Annotated in this window: 18 protein-coding genes and 1 pseudogene; 12 read left to right on the top strand and 7 right to left on the bottom strand. The window is 54.7% G+C overall.

Going from position 1 to position 17,114, the window contains the following annotated elements:
* Positions 1-30 precede the first annotated feature (30 nt).
* Both ACX9GT_RS19345 and ompL read left to right on the top strand, forming a co-directional pair.
* Positions 31-1,467 carry an MFS transporter gene (locus ACX9GT_RS19345; RefSeq protein ID WP_473188277.1) on the top strand — a complete coding sequence of 479 codons (1,437 nt, stop codon included), beginning with the start codon at positions 31-33 and terminating at the stop codon, positions 1,465-1,467.
* An 88-nt stretch (positions 1,468-1,555) separates the two neighbouring features.
* Positions 1,556-2,251: a porin OmpL gene (gene ompL / locus ACX9GT_RS19340; RefSeq protein ID WP_473188276.1), complete on the top strand. Its 696-nt coding sequence runs from the start codon at positions 1,556-1,558 to the stop codon at positions 2,249-2,251.
* 150 nt (positions 2,252-2,401) lie between these two features.
* Here ompL and ACX9GT_RS19335 read toward each other — a convergent pair.
* Positions 2,402-2,629, bottom strand: a pseudogene (locus ACX9GT_RS19335) (response regulator); the annotation flags it as partial.
* Between the two features lie 207 nt (positions 2,630-2,836).
* Entirely contained in the window at positions 2,837-3,145 is a 309-nt protein-coding gene (locus ACX9GT_RS19330; RefSeq protein ID WP_473188275.1) for an ElaB/YgaM/YqjD family protein, read from the bottom strand.
* Between the two features lie 241 nt (positions 3,146-3,386).
* On the opposite strand from ACX9GT_RS19330, the gene asr reads away from it, so the two are divergent.
* A complete protein-coding gene (asr, locus tag ACX9GT_RS19325) occupies positions 3,387-3,764 on the top strand; it encodes an acid resistance repetitive basic protein Asr (RefSeq protein WP_473188274.1) in 378 nt (125 codons plus the stop codon).
* A 211-nt stretch (positions 3,765-3,975) separates the two neighbouring features.
* Here asr and ACX9GT_RS19320 read toward each other — a convergent pair whose 3' ends face one another.
* Positions 3,976-5,001 (bottom strand): alpha/beta hydrolase family protein, encoded by a 1,026-nt coding sequence (locus ACX9GT_RS19320; RefSeq protein WP_473188273.1) that lies wholly within the window; start codon positions 4,999-5,001, stop codon positions 3,976-3,978.
* Positions 5,002-5,153: 152 nt separating this feature from the next.
* Between ACX9GT_RS19320 and ACX9GT_RS19315 the strand changes: the two genes are divergently transcribed.
* Positions 5,154-6,173, top strand: coding sequence for a helix-turn-helix domain-containing protein (locus ACX9GT_RS19315; RefSeq protein ID WP_473188272.1), 1,020 nt, complete (start codon positions 5,154-5,156; stop codon positions 6,171-6,173).
* Positions 6,174-6,186: 13 nt separating this feature from the next.
* Here ACX9GT_RS19315 and ACX9GT_RS19310 read toward each other — a convergent pair whose 3' ends face one another.
* The 3 genes from ACX9GT_RS19310 to ACX9GT_RS19300 form a co-directional block, all read right to left on the bottom strand.
* Complete coding sequence (locus tag ACX9GT_RS19310; protein WP_459401628.1) at positions 6,187-6,633, bottom strand: DUF1198 family protein; 447 nt, start codon at positions 6,631-6,633, stop codon at positions 6,187-6,189.
* A gap of 65 nt (positions 6,634-6,698) precedes the next feature.
* Positions 6,699-7,040 carry an MbeD/MobD family mobilization/exclusion family protein gene (locus tag ACX9GT_RS19305; RefSeq protein ID WP_473188271.1) on the bottom strand — a complete coding sequence of 114 codons (342 nt, stop codon included), beginning with the start codon at positions 7,038-7,040 and terminating at the stop codon, positions 6,699-6,701.
* A gap of 98 nt (positions 7,041-7,138) precedes the next feature.
* On the bottom strand, positions 7,139-8,062 hold the full coding sequence (locus ACX9GT_RS19300; RefSeq protein ID WP_473188270.1) for a LysR family transcriptional regulator: 924 nt from the start codon (positions 8,060-8,062) through the stop codon (positions 7,139-7,141).
* 137 nt (positions 8,063-8,199) lie between these two features.
* Between ACX9GT_RS19300 and ACX9GT_RS19295 the strand changes: the two genes are divergently transcribed.
* The 5 genes from ACX9GT_RS19295 to ACX9GT_RS19275 are packed head-to-tail and all read left to right on the top strand — an operon-like array spanning position 8,200 to position 13,231.
* On the top strand, positions 8,200-9,549 hold the full coding sequence (locus ACX9GT_RS19295) for an MFS transporter (RefSeq protein ID WP_473188269.1): 1,350 nt from the start codon (positions 8,200-8,202) through the stop codon (positions 9,547-9,549).
* 16 nt (positions 9,550-9,565) lie between these two features.
* Positions 9,566-10,603, top strand: a complete 1,038-nt coding sequence (gene gtdA / locus ACX9GT_RS19290) for a gentisate 1,2-dioxygenase (RefSeq protein WP_473188268.1) — start codon at positions 9,566-9,568, stop codon at positions 10,601-10,603.
* Positions 10,604-10,638: 35 nt separating this feature from the next.
* Positions 10,639-11,340 (top strand): fumarylacetoacetate hydrolase family protein, encoded by a 702-nt coding sequence (locus ACX9GT_RS19285; RefSeq protein ID WP_473188267.1) that lies wholly within the window; start codon positions 10,639-10,641, stop codon positions 11,338-11,340.
* 13 nt (positions 11,341-11,353) lie between these two features.
* Entirely contained in the window at positions 11,354-11,998 is a 645-nt protein-coding gene (maiA, locus tag ACX9GT_RS19280; protein ID WP_473188266.1) for a maleylacetoacetate isomerase, read from the top strand.
* 39 nt (positions 11,999-12,037) lie between these two features.
* Entirely contained in the window at positions 12,038-13,231 is a 1,194-nt protein-coding gene (locus ACX9GT_RS19275) for a 3-hydroxybenzoate 6-monooxygenase (protein ID WP_473188265.1), read from the top strand.
* 44 nt (positions 13,232-13,275) lie between these two features.
* Here ACX9GT_RS19275 and ACX9GT_RS19270 read toward each other — a convergent pair whose 3' ends face one another.
* Complete coding sequence (locus tag ACX9GT_RS19270) at positions 13,276-13,689, bottom strand: DoxX family protein (RefSeq protein ID WP_473188264.1); 414 nt, start codon at positions 13,687-13,689, stop codon at positions 13,276-13,278.
* A 373-nt stretch (positions 13,690-14,062) separates the two neighbouring features.
* On the opposite strand from ACX9GT_RS19270, the gene ACX9GT_RS19265 reads away from it, so the two are divergent.
* The 3 genes from ACX9GT_RS19265 to ACX9GT_RS19255 all read left to right on the top strand — a co-directional run bounded on the left by ACX9GT_RS19265 (position 14,063) and on the right by ACX9GT_RS19255 (position 16,984).
* A complete protein-coding gene (locus ACX9GT_RS19265) occupies positions 14,063-14,878 on the top strand; it encodes an inositol monophosphatase family protein (protein ID WP_473188263.1) in 816 nt (271 codons plus the stop codon).
* A 12-nt stretch (positions 14,879-14,890) separates the two neighbouring features.
* The gene (gene uhpC, locus ACX9GT_RS19260) at positions 14,891-16,222 is read left to right on the top strand and encodes an MFS transporter family glucose-6-phosphate receptor UhpC (RefSeq protein ID WP_473191640.1); all 1,332 of its coding nucleotides are present in this window, start codon (positions 14,891-14,893) and stop codon (positions 16,220-16,222) included.
* 282 nt (positions 16,223-16,504) lie between these two features.
* Positions 16,505-16,984 carry a 2TM domain-containing protein gene (locus tag ACX9GT_RS19255; RefSeq protein ID WP_473188262.1) on the top strand — a complete coding sequence of 160 codons (480 nt, stop codon included), beginning with the start codon at positions 16,505-16,507 and terminating at the stop codon, positions 16,982-16,984.
* Positions 16,985-17,114 lie beyond the last annotated feature (130 nt).

Genomic DNA, 17,114 nt, shown 5'->3' with positions numbered 1-17,114 from the left:
CTATTGAGATAGGCTACGAGGACCTGTGATATGGCCAACTCTCCACCCTACAACGATCCCGTCACGCTGCGGTTGCCGCTGCGTGAAAAGCTGGCCTACGGCATGGGGGACTTCGGTTCTAACCTGATGCTGTGTATTGGCACGCTGTATCTGCTGAAATTCTATACCGACATTCTGGGGTTGCCCGCGATCTACGGCGGGGTGATCTTCCTGATTGCCAAATTCTTTACCGCCTTCACCGATATGCTGACCGGCGTACTGTTGGATTCGCGGCGTAATATCGGGGCCAAAGGCAAGTTTCGGCCCTTTATCTTCTATGCCTCGCTGCCGGTGGCTTTGCTGGCGGTGGCCAACTTCCTCAATAGCGGTTTCAATCTGAATGCCAAAACCGTGCTGGCCACCGTGTTGTTTATGTTGTTCGGCCTGTTTTATAGCCTGATGAACTGCGCTTACGGGGCGATGGTGCCAGCAATCACCAAAAACCCGAATGAACGTGCGCAACTGGCCGCCTGGCGGCAGGGCGGGGCCACGCTCGGCCTGCTGCTGTGCACCGTCGGGTTTGTGCCGATCCAGGCGCTGTTTACCGCTCGCCCGGAGATTGGCTATCTGGCGGCGGCCACGGTGTTTGCCACCTGCGGTGTGTTTTGCATGTGGTGGTGCCATGCCGGGGTAAAGGAGCGCTATGTCGAGATTGTGCCGGAACACCATAAACCGGGGATCTTCAAATCCTTCTGCGGCATCTTCAACAACCCGCCGCTGCTGGTGCTGTGTATCGCCAACCTGTGTACGCTGGCGGCGTTTAACATCAAGCTGGCGATCCAGGTTTATTACACCCAATACGTGCTGCACGATATCCGTTTGCTGTCTTATATGGGTTTTTTCAGCATGGGCTGCATTCTGATTGGCGTGCTGATGGTGCCTGCGGCGGTGAAGCGCTTTGGCAAAAAGCGCGTCTACCTTGGCGGGTTGCTGCTGTGGTGCCTGGGCGACCTGCTTAACTACGGCTGGGGCGACAGCTCAGTCTCTTTTGTGGCGTTCTCCTGCATGGCCTTCTTTGGTACGGCGTTTGTGAACAGCCTCAATTGGGCGCTGGTGTCGGATACCGTCGATTATGGCGAATGGAAAACCGGCATCCGGGCGGAAGGTTCGGTCTACACCGGCTATACCTTTTCACGCAAGATTTCCGCCGCGCTGGCAGGACTGCTGCCGGGGATTATGCTGACGCAAATTGGCTACATCCCTAATATTGCGCAGTCGCCCGCGGTGTTGGAAGGCTTGCGTCAGTTGATCTTTATTTATCCCTGCCTATTGGCGATGGTGGCTGCAATTATGATGGGGGCTTTCTATAAATTAAATGAGCAACTGTTTATGCAGATAATAAATGAAATCAATATGCGCAAAGGCAACCACGGTAAGGAGATAACCTTTCAGCCAGTGGTTAACACGCAAGCCATCAAAGAAATTTAATTATTAAAAATAACACTCTGCCGCCATGCGCTATTGCATGGCGGCGGGTTGCCTACGCTCTTTTATCCAGACCATTTGGGGAATCAAGATGAATAAAGTTAAATTATTACTGTTGATTACGGCATTAATTACCTCGGCCAGCGCTCAGGCCGGGCGCGCTTATCTGGAAACTCGCGAAGCCTACAATACCGCCTCGGAATTGAATGAGGTGATCCTGCGCGCAGGGTATAACTTTGATGGCGGTGCCGGGGTAATGGCCACCAATGCCTATAACATCGGTAAGTTTGACCAGTTGAACCATAGCTATAACGAGCTGGAAGGCTGGTATCCGCTGTTCCGTCCAACGGAGCAATGGACCATTTCTTCCGGTGGGTTGGTTAATGCCAACAGTGCCGGTTCCGGCGGAGCGCTGTATCTGGATAACAACTATAAATTCCTGCCCATGTTTAACCTGACCGTGCGCTATCGTTATAACCGTAGCAACTATGACGCCATCGATTTTAACGGCCAACCGGCACGTAATGATACCCATGAGTTTGCCAGTTACTGGAATTTTAAACTCACTGATGCGCTTAATTATACCCTCGAACCGCATTACTTTATTCGGGTGAATGATTTCCACAGTAAAAATGGTAAAGGCCACCATTGGGAGATTACTAATAAGTTCAGCTATAAAATAGACACCCACTGGATGCCTTATTTGGAACTGCAATGGTTGGACCGCTGGCTGGATTATAATGCGGAGCAATACCGTATCCGCGTGGGGCTGCGTTATACCTTTTGAATAACAACGACAAAAAACCCGGCTTTGGTGGCCGGGTGAAAATAGACACACATCAATGTTAAACGGCACAACCTGATACCAAGGGGATATCGCCACGGCAGGATATCTCTGTAATATGACAGTTCAATGGCAATGGGTGCCTGTGCTCGACTAAACCTTACGGTACAACCGCCGTGGATGGCCGATATTGCCATATAGCATTTCGACGCGCACGAACTGGGTGGCAACGCAGTGCTCCAGGTAGCGGCGCGCGGTGGTTTTGCTGATGCCAATCTGCTCAACCAGGTCTTCTACCGCATGCGCGATATCCGGTTGGTTGATGAACAACGTTTTTACCAGTTCCAGCGTGTTGACCTCGATCCCTTTGGCATCGGTTTCTTTGTCAGCAAGAAGATTAGTATGCACCGAATCGATGTCGCCATCGTTTTCTGCTGCCAGAGCGGGCAGGGTGATGTGGCGATCATGACGGCGGGTATTACGGTGTTTGTGATAGCGCTACGCAACCTTAAGAGCAAAACTAAACGGCCCACGGTTTCCCGTGGGCCAGACGCACATCTATTTCATCTTTTTAGCTACAGGGGGTGTTTAACGCCGGGCGAGCAGGAGGCCGATGACGATGCCAACGGCGGCACCAATTCCGACACCCTGCCAGGGTTTGTCACGAACATAGCTATCGGCATGATCTGCCACGTCACGTGCATGTTGTGTCAGGCTGCTGGAATCGTTGAAACGTGCACGGGCATCGCGTAAAACGCCTTTTGCCTTGCGGTGCAACTCGCTCAGTTCCTCTTTGGTTTTGCTGGCGGAATCGCGTAATACCTCATCTAGCGTATCGGCCAGCAGAGCCAGATCCTGATCGATGTCTCGTTCTACTTTTTCAGCTCTCTTGAACATTCGACTCTCCGTTTCTGAACACATCCAGTAAGTGTAGACCATTTTTTAATCGATGTTGGCGAGTACGGGAAGAGGGCAGCCATTCAGGGTCATTGAACTGAATAACCAGGGGTCACCAGCTTTGTACATTTGGTTACTCGGCGAAACCAATCACTCACGGAAGTACTGAATTGATTGCTTTATTATCTGTTCAACGGCCCAACCGGGGCTTACCGAAAAAACACTCTCTGAGGATTTAAAGATGAAAAAAGTATTAGCGCTGATCGTTGCTGCCACTATGGGTCTGTCTTCAATTGCTTTCGCTGCTGATACTGCGGCACCGGCGGCTGCCCCAGCGGCGACTGATACCATGGCTGCTCCAGCAACGGGTGACAAGGCTCCTGCAAAAGCCACTCATCATAAGAAAGAGCACAAGAAAGCCACCACCAAAGCGCCAGAGCAGAAAGCTCAGGCCGCTAAAAAGCACCACAAAGCTACCGCTAAAAAAGCACCTGTAGAGCAGAAAGCTCAGGCAGCTAAAGCCAAGAAACACAGCAAAAAAGCGCCAGAGCAAAAAGCCCAGGCTGCTAAAAAACACCACAAAGCCAGCAAAAAAGCCGCTGCTCCAGCCGCTAAATAAGTGAAGATGGCAGGCCATTAAAGGTTCTGCGTCATCAGCTAAGTATCCAGACACCCGGTTCTCCGGGTGTCTTCTTTTGGGGTTATATCATCATGATTAACCGCTATCTGTTTGAAGTGATCTTCAGTGCCGTAACGCTGTGTGGTCTGGCAGCGGCCTGGGAACTGTTCCTGACCAGCTATCTTTGACCCTATTTTCCCTTCGTAAAACCCTATTCTGCAACGGGCGCGGGTAACCATGGCTGTGTAAAAGACAGTACTGCGTTAATGGTTTGTTGATGTACCCGCTTTCGCTGCTGTACGTCAGAAGCACAGATAAAGGCTTCTCCTTCCTGCGCCAATATCACCAAGGCTTCTGTATTGCATAGCGGCAAAAAGTCGAAGTGATTGGCACCCGCCAGTTTCAACGCAGTAATAGCCCGTTGACCGCCGTAGGCTGCCAGCGATTCACTCCCTAGGCCGCCATCGACCTCGCCTGGCATATAGTGTGGTGCGGCGACGATCAGTAGCGGTGCGCTTAACTGCCACAGGCTGGCGGGTTGTAAATAAGGCACCATGCCCGGATCGAGCGCGACCGCAAAGCGGATCCTGATATCGGTATAGCTGGCATCAAACGCGGTGGTGGAGACGTTATCCAGCGCTATCCCTTGGTAAAACAGACAGTTTGGTGAATTTGGCCAGCGCTGGCAGCCAGCGACAAAATCTTGCAAGACTACTCGGCCACCAATGGCTGCAATGGCGCTATAACCGCCTTTGGAGTGGCCCATTACGCCAATTGACTGAGTATTAATCCGCGGCCGCCAGGTTGCATCACTGAGCATGGCGTCGAGAAGTGCTGAAATATCTTGCGTTTGCTGCCAGAGCCGTATCGATTGTGCGGGGATGGAATTACCGCTGGTACTGCCCGGATGATTGGCGGCGACCACAATCACGCCCTGTTGCACCAGTGCCTGCGCCAGCCAGGCTTGGCTGCTATTGTTGCCGCCACTGCCGTGGCTCAGCACTACCAGTGGAAAATGCCCGCTTGCCGGTAACGCATCGGGTTGCGCTTTAATACCTGTAAAAACTGGCCTGTCGCCTACCGTTTGCAACGGGCCATTGGCCGCGGTGGGGTAATAGATACGGGTAACCAACTGACGATCGCCGTTATAAAACGTTTGTAAGCGGCTGGCGACCTGCCAGGGCGCTGCTGTTGCCACACTGCTAAACAGTAACCACAAGAACCACAGATTTTTCATTATTGTTCCTTAAACGAGGAAGGGAAACCAACAGTGGCAGCGGTTCCTGCCATCGGCGACCTCGATCGCGATCAAGGTCGCTAAATGATTGTTTTAGCTGACGATGGCTTCTACACTCATTGGCTTTCCGTAAGCCTGTAACGAGGGGACCCATGCCGCTTATTCCGCTGTCATTTCTGTTCAGCCTGTTGTGCGTGGTTTTGATCGTGCGCCTTGGCCAGCCGCAGCCGCAGCCGCAGCCGCGTCGTTGGCTGTTGCAACTGCTGTTGCTGATATGCGCTTGGCAAAGCCTGTTGGTGGGGATCCGTTTTGGCTATCAACAGCCGTGGGCCGCTGCGTTGCAACCGCTGGGTGCAGCGTTGATCCCGCCGCTGTGTTATCTGGTGTTGATGCTCTATGCGCGCGGACCGGTGGGATGGCGGGATGCTGGGCATCTGTTATTACCGCTGTTAACGCTGTTGGCCCAGTGGAAAGTATTGTTCGTGTTGGATGGGCTGATCGTTGTGGGTTATTTGGGCTACGGCGCTGCCATCCTGGGTTATCTGCGGCGCGGCGAAAATGGATTACAGCAGGTTTCGCTGGCAGGCAGTTGGCTCAGTTACCGGCTCTGGTGTGGGTTAGGTGGCTTGTTGATGATCAGCGGTTTTGCCGAACTGGCTATTACGCTGGATTACGCGTTGTTGGCGGGCCGTCATGCTGGCGCGTTGGCAGCTTTTGGCAATGTGCTGGTGGTGGTCGGCGTGGCGCTGGTGCTTGGTGGTGCTCGGGAGCAACCGGGATCGGAAGAGCCTCCTATGCAGACGGCGTTAACCCGCGCGGCCCCCGACGCCGAAGAGTGCGAACTCTGGTTTCAGCAGATTAACCGGCGGTTATTGCAGGACGATCTGTATCTGGAGCCGAATCTGAATCTGGCGCGTTTGGCACGCAAAGTAGGGCTACCGGCACGCAAGGTGTCACAAGCCATCAACCAGCAGACGGGGATGAATGTTTCGCAATACGTCAACCAACGGCGTATCCAGCAAGCGGCTGAATGGTTAATCGGCAGCGAGCGTTCGGTCACTGACATCATGCTGCAAGCCGGGTTCAGCACTAAATCCAACTTTAACCGCGAGTTTCTGCGGGTTTATGGCGTCAGCCTGAGCGAATGGCGTAAACGTAAAACGGCTTCTTAGCTTCCCGGTTGTTTTACCAGTGAGTCAGCACTTCGCGGTTATAGCGTTCGTTATAGGCGCGGCGGAACTGCGCCAGTTCGAACGCATCCAAATCCAGCTCAGCGAAATAGAACAGTGCTGCCTCGGTGTGCTCGGCATGCAGTTCCGGCGATAGCCCGGCGCGCAGCAGCATTTCGCGCCATAGGCCAATCTGTTCGTCGTCCGCCTGCTTGATAAACGTCAGGTAGATAAACAGCAGATAGGCGGCTTGATGCATCTCTTCGGTATAACCGTTGTTCAGCACGCGGATAAACGTCTGGCTGTTGCGGTTGCCCATTTCTTGCAGCATCGATTCAATCAGCATCGGCTTTACTTTGAGTTGCTGTACCAGCGAATCTATCGCCTTGCGGGTGTCGGAAGTCAGAATGCGGTAACCAATAATAAATACTGCAATCAGGGCGGCGATGATGATCCACGTCATTGATGATGTTTTACCGTTTTGGAGCGCCAGCAGTTGGCAGGAGGCGCTGCAAACAGCGCCTGAAATTATCCGTGTTGCTCGCCGCTGAAATTGCCGCTGGCGTGTTGCTGATTATGGGCATAGCGGTTGAAGGTAGCGGCGTCTTTTGCCAGGGCATCCAGATGCGCCCCCAGCATTTTGATCTGTTTGATCAGCGCATGCTGCTCTGGCACCGAACTGGCGGTGTTCAGCTTGTGCAGCAGTTGCTCGTTTTGCATCCGCAGTGCAATTTCACGCTGTTGGGCTTCTTCCAACTGCTGTTGCAAAGCCTGATAGCTTTGCTGCCATTCGCGGTGTTGTTTTTCAAAGCTGGCCTGCAACTCATTCATTGCATTCTGAAACTGGCTGTCCAGTTCGCGCATTGTCATGGTTTTTTCCCTTTGCGGCACTCGATGATGGCTTGCAGTATATACCCAAACTCCTTGGAGTTGCAGGTCAGCGGTGTGTGATTCCCCAAACGCAGCCGTTAAGCACTGTCTCCGGCAGCATCGCTGATCAACTGGTTGAGAAAGCGTTGCAGCACACCGGAGGGAATGTCGTTTTTGCGCCAGAACACGCCGACGCTGCCTTTCTGCTCGATACGCGGCAGCGGCAGAATGGTGAGCTGGCCCTGGGCGGCATAGCGTTCTGCCAGCCGCCACGACAGGATGGAGATCATCTCGCTGCCCTGAATCATCCCCAAGGTAACGCTCATCGATGCCGACTCAATGTGATCGCTGGGCAGCATCACGCCCTGATCCACCAGCGCATTATCAATACTGACGCGGATCGGCGTGCCGCTTGGCCAGACGATCCAGCGGTAGGCCACCAGTTCATCCCAGGCAATGCTGCTGCGCGCCGCCAAAGGGTGCTGGGTACGGGCGACGAAGCACACCGGTTCGGTATACAGCACGCGATAGTTGAGTGGCAGTTGCAACGCGTGGCCGCCAATGCGGCCAACCACCACGTCAATCTTGCCTGACAAGAGATGTTGCAGTAGCGGCGTCATCACGTTTTCGACAATTTGCAGATGCACGTTAGGGTAATCATCAACCACCGCCAGGATCGCCTGCGTGACGCAGTCGGTCGCTACCGGCGAGCAGCCGATCAGCAGGCTGCCTTGGCCGCCCTGCTTGAAGCGGGCAATATCTTCACGCGAGCGATCGAGATCGTTAAGGATCCGGCGCGCATGTTCCAGCAGCAGTTTCCCGCCTTCCGACGGCCGCAGCCCTTTGCTGTGGCGTTCGAACAGCACAATCCCCACCTCTTCTTCCAGCGCTGACAGCCATTTCGACAGCGCAGGCTGGGTGATATTCATCATTTTTGCCACCTGCGTCAGGTTGCCCTGCTCGCCAAGGCACATCAATAAGCGCAGATGATGGATTTTAAGTCGCTGAGTCCAGTCTGCCATTTGTCATAACCTCCAGGTTATCGCCAGGGCGGAAATGCCATTATCTTTTCACATTGCGCTCGCACATAGTATTAACAACTTAGCAACACCCATCACAAAAACAACAAAAGACCCTACACCCAAAGAGGCAATCGGCCATGAAGCACTCTCGTCGGCTTAATATCCAGGATGTTATTGATGCAGCACCGGTTTCGGCGTTCCAGTGGCGTGTGCTGGCATGCTGTTTTCTGGTGGTCACTATCGATGGTTTTGATACTGCGGCCATCGGTTTTATCGCCCCGGCGATACGCCTGCAATGGCAGCTTGATACTGTCCATCTGGCCCCGCTGTTCGGTGCCGGGCTGTTTGGCCTGACGCTGGGGGCGCTGCTGTTTGGGCCGCTGGCGGATCGTTTTGGCCGCAAGCAGATCATGCAGTTCTGTGTGGCGTTCTTCGGCCTGATGAGCCTGCTTTCCGCTTTCTCGCCGGATATGAATACCCTGACGCTGTTGCGTTTCCTGACCGGTTTGGGGTTGGGCGGGGCGATGCCGAATGCCATCACGCTGACTTCGGAGTTTTTGCCCAAGCGGCGGCGCGCGGGGTTGGTGACGCTGATGTTCTGCGGCTTCACCCTCGGTTCCGCATTGGGCGGGTTGGTGAGTGCGCAACTGGTACCGCTGATCGGCTGGGAAGGCATTCTGATCATTGGCGGTGTACTGCCACTGGCACTGCTGTTGGTGCTGATTTTTGTGCTGCCAGAGTCGCCTCGCTACCGCGTGTTGCGTAACAGCCAGCCAGAAAAGGTGGCGGCGGTATTGCACAACATTACCGGGCAGGACTACCGCGATGTGGAGTTTTATCTGCCGGAACAACCGACGGCGAAAAGCTCGGTGGCGGCGCTGTTCCAGCGCGGCGTGCTACCGGTGACCTTGCTGCTGTGGTGCGTGTTCTTTATGAGCCTGATGATCGTTTACCTGCTCTCCAGTTGGCTGCCAACGTTGCTCAATAACAGCGGTATCGATTTACAGCATGCCTCATGGGTCACCGCCATGTTCCAGGTGGGCGGTACGCTGGGGGCGATCGTCATCGGTCAGTTGATGGATCGCCGCAACCCCTATCTGGTCTTGGCGGCCAGCTATGGCATCGGCGCGCTGTTTATCGTGTTGATCAGCATTTCGGAAGGTTCGCTGTGGGGCATGGCCTTTGCGGTACTGGGCACCGGCATCGGCATCAGTGGTTCACAGGTGGGGTTGAATGCGCTTTCGGCTTCGCTGTATCCCACGCTGTGCCGCGCCACCGGCGTGAGCTGGGCCAATGCCGTCGGCCGCTGCGGCGCGATTTTCGGCTCGCTTAGCGGTGGGGTGATGCTGTCGTTCAATCTGTCGTTTTCCACTATTTTCATGTTTATCGCCATCCCGGCGCTGCTGGCCGCTATCGCCCTGGGCGTGCTGTTCAACCAGGTGCGCGGCGTGCGCAAAATTGCCAAAGCACAAATCGCCCGCGGATAACTAAAAGGAGCATACGATGTCTGAATTAACACCAGCAATAAAACAGCAAAGAGCGGGTTTTTATCAGGAAATCAATGCAATGAACCTCACGCCGCTGTGGGAGTCGCTGCACAATCTGGTGACAACGTTACCTAATGCCGGATGCGTGGCCGCGCTGTGGAAATATGCACAAGTTCGGCCATTCCTGATGCGCAGCGGCGAACTGATTGGTGCCAAAGAGGCGATACGCCGGGTGTTGGTGCTGGAAAACCCGGCGCTGCGCGGCAAGTCTTCGATCACTCAGTCGCTGTATGCGGGCCTGCAATTGATCATGCCGGGGGAAGTGGCCCCCAGCCACCGCCACACGCAATCGGCGCTGCGCTTTATCGTCGAAGGGGAAGGGGCGTTTACTGCCGTCGACGGCGAACGTACCACCATGCATCCGGGGGATTTTATCCTCACGCCGCAGTGGCAATGGCACGATCACGGTAACCCTGGTGAGCAGCCGGTGGTGTGGCTGGATGGCTTGGATCTGCCGCTGGTCAATTATCTTGGCTGTGCTTTTGCCGAGAACTACCCGCAGGAACAACAGCCGGTGACGCGCCCGGAAAACGACTTCCAACCGCGCTACGCCGCCAATCTGTTGCCGGTGCGCTATCAGGCAGGCAATTCGTCACCAATCTTCAACTACCGCTATGACCGCAGCCGCGAAGCGCTGGAACAACTGCTGCGTAATGGCCCGTTGGACGAGTGCGAAGGCATCAAGCTGCGCTACGTCAACCCGGCCAACGGCGGTGCGCCAATGCCGACCATGGCCGCCTTCCTGCAACTGCTGCCGAAAGGCTTTAGCAGCCAGAAGATCCGCACCACCGACAGCACCATTTATCACGTGGTGGAAGGGGAAGGCAGCGTCACTATTGGCGATCAGTCATTCAGTTATACCGCCAAAGATATTTTCGTCGTGCCTTCCTGGCAACCGCTCAGCTTTGTTACGCACAGCGAAAGCGTGCTGTTCAGCTTTTCCGATCGGCCAGTGCAGCAAGCGCTGGGCCTGCTGCGTGAAGCGCGCGGCTGATTGACGCCACATCACATCATTAAAGGAGAGTCATTATGAGTCAGTACCTGTTTACTCCACCGGCGGTGACCGCCGTTCCCGTTGTTGGCAGCAGCAGTTTGTTCCCGGTGCATCGGGTGTATTGCGTTGGCCGTAACTATGCCGCCCATGCGCGCGAAATGGGCTTCGATCCCGATCGCGAACCGCCATTCTTCTTCTGCAAACCGGCGGATGCGGTGGTGCCGGTGGCCGCCGGTGAAAGCCTGACGCTGGCCTACCCGGCGCAAACCGATGACTATCACTACGAAATCGAACTGGTGGTGGCGATCGGCAAACGCGGCAGCGATATTCCGGTCGCACAGGCGTTGGATTATGTCTATGGCTATGCCACCGGCTTGGATATGACGCGCCGCGATCGCCAGATGGAAATGCGTAAAATGGGGCGGCCGTGGGAGATTGGTAAAGCGTTCGATCGCTCGGCACCGATCGCCCAAATCCACCCGGCAGGCAGCGTGAAGAATATCGAGCAAGCCGCGATCTGGCTGACGGTGAATAACGAAGATCATCAGCGCAGCAGCATCAGTAACTTGATCTGGTCGGTGGCGGAAACCATCAGCTATCTCTCCGGCTTCTTTGAGCTGCAACCAGGGGATCTGATCTATACCGGTACGCCGGAAGGCGTGGGCCCGGTAGTGCGTGGCGATCGTATCGATGGTGCCGTTGAAGGGCTGACGCTGCTACGGGTTAACATCGCCTGATAAGAGGTCAACCATGAAGCTCTACAGTTTTTTTAACAGCTCAGCCTCTTATCGGGTGCGGATCGCGTTGGCATTGAAAGGCATTGATTATCAAAGTGAAGGAGTCAATATCCGCGCAGGCGAGCAGTTGCGTGCCGCCTACCGGCAGTTGAACCCGATCGGCCTGGTGCCTGCATTGGTCGACGATCGCGGGCAGGCGTTGGGCCAGTCACTGGCGATTATCGACTATCTGGATCGCCGCTATCCGCAGGTGCCGCTATTACCGCAGGATGAACGGCAGCGTGCGGCGGTGCTGGAGATTGCCTTGGCGATTGCCTGCGATATTCACCCGGTCAACAACATGCGCGTGCTGCGTTATCTGACCGATACCTTGGGTATTTCAGAAGCGCAGAGAAAAGCCTGGTATGCCCACTGGATCGCCGAGGGGTTGGCGGCGGTAGAGAACCTGCTGGTGCGGGCGGATTCCGGGGATTACTGCGTGGGCTATGCGCCGACGCTGGCAGACTGTTGCCTGATCCCGCAGTGGGCCAATGCGCTACGGATGGGGTGCGATCTTGCGGCTTATCCGCGTTGCGCCAGGGTTTATCTGGCCTGTAGTGCGCTGCCCGCGTTTATCGCTGCCGCACCGGAACAACAGGCGGATGTGATCCCGGTTTAAAAAAAGAAAAACACAGAGCAACACATTGGGGGAATAACGATGAGCAAACAGGCAACGGCAATTGTGGTGGGTGGCGGTATCGGCGGTGCGGCGACCGCGCTGTCTCTGGCTAAGCGTGGTATCAAGGTGCTGCTGCTGGAACGCGCCCATGAGATCGGTGAGATTGGCGCGGGCATCCAGCTTGGCCCAAACGCTTTTTCGGCTTTGGATAGCTTGGGCGTTGGCCAGGTGGCACGTGAACGCGCGGTATTTACCGACCATATCTCGATGATGGATGCGGTAGATGGCAATGAAGTGGTGCGTATCGAAACCGGCCAGGCATTCCGCGAACATTTTGGCGGCCCTTATGCGGTGATCCACCGCGTCGATATTCACGACACCGTGTGGCAGGCGGCGCTGAAGAACCCGCTGGTGAGCTATAAAACCTCGACGCAGGTGGTAGATATCCGCGTCAATCCGCAGGGTGTAGAAGTGTTCGACAGCCAAGGGAACCGCTATGAGGCCGATGTTTTACTGGGTTGCGACGGCGGGAAATCGGTAGTGCGCGCCTCACTGCTGAACGACAGCCCGCGCGTGACCGGCCATGTGGTTTACCGCGCGGTGATTGAATGTGCGGATATGCCAGAAGATCTGCGCATTAACGCGCCAGTGCTGTGGGCCGGGCCGCATTGCCACTTGGTGCACTATCCGCTGCGCGGCGGTGCTCAATATAATCTGGTGGTCACCTTCCATAGCCGACAAGCGGAAGAGTGGGGCGTTACCGACGGCAGTAAAGAAGAAGTGCTCTCTTATTTTGAAGGGATCCACCCACGCCCACGGCAGATGCTGGACAAACCCACCTCCTGGCGCCGCTGGGCGACTGCCGATCGTGAGCCATCGAGCCAATGGGGAAACGATCGTGTGACGCTGGTCGGCGATGCGGCACACCCGGTGGCGCAGTATATGGCGCAAGGAGCCTGCATGGCGTTGGAGGATGCGGTGACGCTGGGTGAGGCGATCGCCCATTGCAATGGGGATTTTGCCGCAGCCTTTGCGCTGTATGAGTCGGTGCGTATTCCGCGTACGGCGCGTATCGTCTGGTCTACCCGTGAAATGGGGAGGCTGTATCATGCCAAAGGCGTTGAGCGTTCGGTGCGTAACCTGCTGTGGCAAGGCAAATCGCAGCAGGAATTCTATCGGTCGTTGGAATGGCTATATGGCTGGAAAGAGCAGAACTGCCTGAAACCGCGTTAGATATGGCAGCCAACGGCGCGGTTAAACGCCGTTGGCTATAAAAATTACTGTTTAAGCCATTTGTGATCGAGTGAAAAACGGCCCGCGCCGGTGATCGACAACAGCAGCAACCCGGCGATAATACTGATGTTTTTAAAGAAGCCAATCTCATTAACCAGCATTTCTGCACCGCTCATCCGCCAGAATGGATGGCCGATCAGAGCCGTACCCAGCACGTATACCGCATAAATAACGGCCAGCGGCCGGGTAAATGCGCCCAATACAATGGCGACGCCGAAAATAAACTCAACCATCACGGAAACGATCGCAGCCACATAGGGCAGCGGTGTGCCGTAACCCTCCATTGCCGTTACCGTGGCACCAAAGTTGGTCAGCTTCATCCAACCGAAAATAATAAACAACATCATCAGCAAGATTCTGGACAGCAGAATCGTGCCATCTTTCAAACTTTCGCTCATCGTAAACCCCTTAGCCACTGCGGAATAATGTGGTTGTACCTAGTAAAGACTAGAACAAGTTCACACTTTTTCTAGTGTGGGCAGAGAGATACGGCAGGTCAGCCTGCTAAATGCACGCAGAGTTTCTAGCTGTGAGATTGTGAGCACGTTTCTTGCCTGCTGTTATGCCAATTTCGCCATCTCTATTAAAGAAATCCCTCAAGCATCTAACCCCCCTTCAATACCATAGTGATGATTCTGTTTAACAAAAAATAAACAAAAAACATACAGATAAGCGTTACGTACTTCGCTAATCGGCGGCTTTTCACTTCCGTTAAACAGAGTCTGTTAGCCGCAACGTTGTTCACAAGAACCTGCAACTGGGAGCATCAATATGGAACTGAAGCATTTCACTCAGGTAGCCGAATCCATCGCCGATCGGAGCCGTCAGTTACTTAAACAGGAACGCCAGCGTTACCTCTACGGCGGCCGGGAATTTGATACTAAGGACGATCTCAGCCCGGTCACCCTCATTGACCAGCAAGTCGAGCAACTGATCCGCGAGCAGTTAAACCTGGCATTTCCCACCCATGGCATTTTGGGGGAAGAGTTCGGTGCCGAAGTTCAGAACGAAGAGTGGGTGTGGGTGATCGATCCCATCGACGGCACTAAACAGTTTATCGCGGGCGTTCCGGTTTACGGGACGTTGCTGGCGCTGTGCCATCACGGCCGCCCGGTGGTCGGGATCATTGATATTCCCGCTTTAGATGAGCGCTGGGTCGGCATTGCCGGGCAACCCAGCACGCTGAATGGCCAGCCGATCAGCACGCGGCCCTGCCAGCATCTGGCCGGTGCCCTGATGTCCACCAGCAATACCGAGTTTGTGCTGCCTGAACATCGGGCGGGCTACAACCATCTGCTCAAAGCCAGCAAGTGGCGGATCTATGGCGCGGCTTGCTATGCCTATGGTTGCCTGGCAGCAGGCCGTATCGATCTCAGCGTCGACAGCGGCGGCATGCGTGAGGTCGATTACTGCGCCATGGTGCCGATCATCGAAGGCGCAGGCGGCAAGATCACCGACTGGTACGGCGAGCCGCTCACCATGTATTCCCAATCCACCGTTGTTGCCGCGGGCGACCCGCAACTGCATGCGCAGGTGCTGGTGGCGCTCTCCCACCACAGTAATTCACAGCCTAACCTTCTCGCATGACAGGTGAATATGATGATCAAATGGATGAAATCAGCACCGGTGCAACCCGTTACCGCAGATGCCGAGCAGGTTAACCGTACCTATCGTTACTGGCGTATTCATATCATGCTCGGTATGTATGTTGGCTATGCGGTGTACTACTTCACCCGCAAAAGCTTTAACTACGTGATGCCGGAAATGCTGAAAGACTTGGGATTAACCGTGGCGGATGTCGGCCTGATGGGAACTCTGTTCTACTTTATGTACGGCGCTTCGCGTTTTATTTCTGGCGTTTTGAGCGATGCCGCCAACCCGCGCTATTTTATGGGCATCGGGCTGATCCTGACGGGGGTGATTAATATTCTGTTCGGTTTCAGTTCGTCGCTGTTTGCCCTGACGGCGTTCTGGATCGCCAACGCTTTTTTCCAAGGGTGGGGCTGGGCTCCTTGTTCCAAACTGCTCACTACCTGGTATTCGCGCAATGAACGGGGATTTTGGTGGGCCATCTGCAACACATCGCACAACGTCGGTGGGGCGGTTATTCCGCTGCTGGCGGGGGTACTGGCGGTGAATTACGGCTGGCGCTACGGGATGATCGTGCCAGGACTCATCGCGATTGTCAGCGGTTGCTTCCTTTGCTTTCGCCTGCGCGATCGTCCGGTGGCCATGGGCCTGCCGACCGTGGGGCAATGGCGGGTAGATCCGCAAGAGCTGGAACAGGAACAGACCAGCGCCAAACTGCCGCTGATGGAGATCCTAAAACGCTATATCTTCAGCAATAAATACATCTGGCTGCTGGCGGTCTCCTATGTATTTGTTTACGTGGTGCGCATCGGGATTAACGATTGGGGCAACCTGTACCTGATACAGAATCATGGCTATTCGCTGGTGAAAGCCAACTCTTCTCTGACCATGCTGGAAATTGGTGGCTTTATCGGCACCATCGTGGCCGGTTGGGGGTCGGATAAGCTGTTTGCCGGTAACCGGGTGCCGATGAATATCATTTTTATGATCGGCATTTTTGTCAGCGTGCTGTTGATCTGGCTGTTACGTATCGATAGCTATCTGTTTAAAGCCACCTGTTTCTTCTTTATCGGCTTTTTTATCTTTGGCCCGCAGATGCTGATCGGCATCGCAGCGGCTGAGTCTGCGCATAAAGATTCTGCCGGGGCTGCGACCGGGTTTGTCGGCATCTTTGGTTACTTGGGGGCTGGGCTGTCTGGCTGGCCGCTGGCTAAAGTGCTCGAAACCTGGAGCTGGGATGGCTTCTTCGTGGTGTTGTCGGTAACGACCTTGGCTTCAGCGCTTCTGCTATTGCCGCTGGTGGTAAAACCACGACGGGCAGAACCGATAACGGCCAGTTAAGCGCTTGTGTGGAAAATCGCTCCTCGCGGTAAGGGGGAGCGATCGCGCACGCAGTTTGCTAACGGTGGTGATAACGCGAAGGTAAAAATTTTATCAGTGCCCTTTATTACAAATCACTTCTGCTCGCTCCTCTTCCTTCACTTATTATCCAAACTGCCAAATTGTGCGTTACTCATGCTGTCGGCAAGGTGTCAGGTTACTGTCGGGTTGCTGGCCTGTTGCTGCGTGCTGCTTCACGGCATAGTGTGCGAAGTTTCCACTCGCCTATAAAGGATGATGTCCATGAGTCAGAATTGCATTAAACAACTGCGGCTTTCCAGAGCCTGGTCACAGGAACAGCTTGCGGAGCTTTCGTCCCTCAGCGTGCGCACCATACAGCGTATCGAGAATGGCGAGCAGGCCAGCCTTGAGACACTCAGCGCTATTGCTGCCGTCTTTAACATCAGCGTGACAGAGATTTCCGGCAGCGGAGAGCAGCCTTATATCGAGCAGCGTGATAGTGCGCTGGATAAGCAGATTGAAAGCGCCAAGGCCAGGGTTGCCGCAGAGAGCGACTTTTACCGCAGCCTGCTGGTTTATGTGGTGGTTAACGTGTTTCTGTACGCCATTAACCGTTTTATCACCCCGGCCAGTGTCTGGTTTATCTGGCCGTTAGCCATTTGGGGAACGTTCATCGTGCTCAAAGGTGCAAAAGTCTTTTTCTTGCAAGACTGGCTGACCCGCTGGCAGCAGGAACGCTTGCAGAAAATATTGCGTAAGTAGGTCGTTACAGTCAAAAGTGTTAAATCGTTACGATATTATAAGTTAAATCAGATCATTCATTACTGACCCACATACCCCGCTGCAACATGGATTTTGCCGCGGGTTTTTTGCGTTATTTGCAACGGGGCAG

This window comes from Serratia sp. YWN4 (genome assembly GCF_055790845.1).
This window is presented reverse-complemented; position numbering and strand designations above follow the sequence as displayed.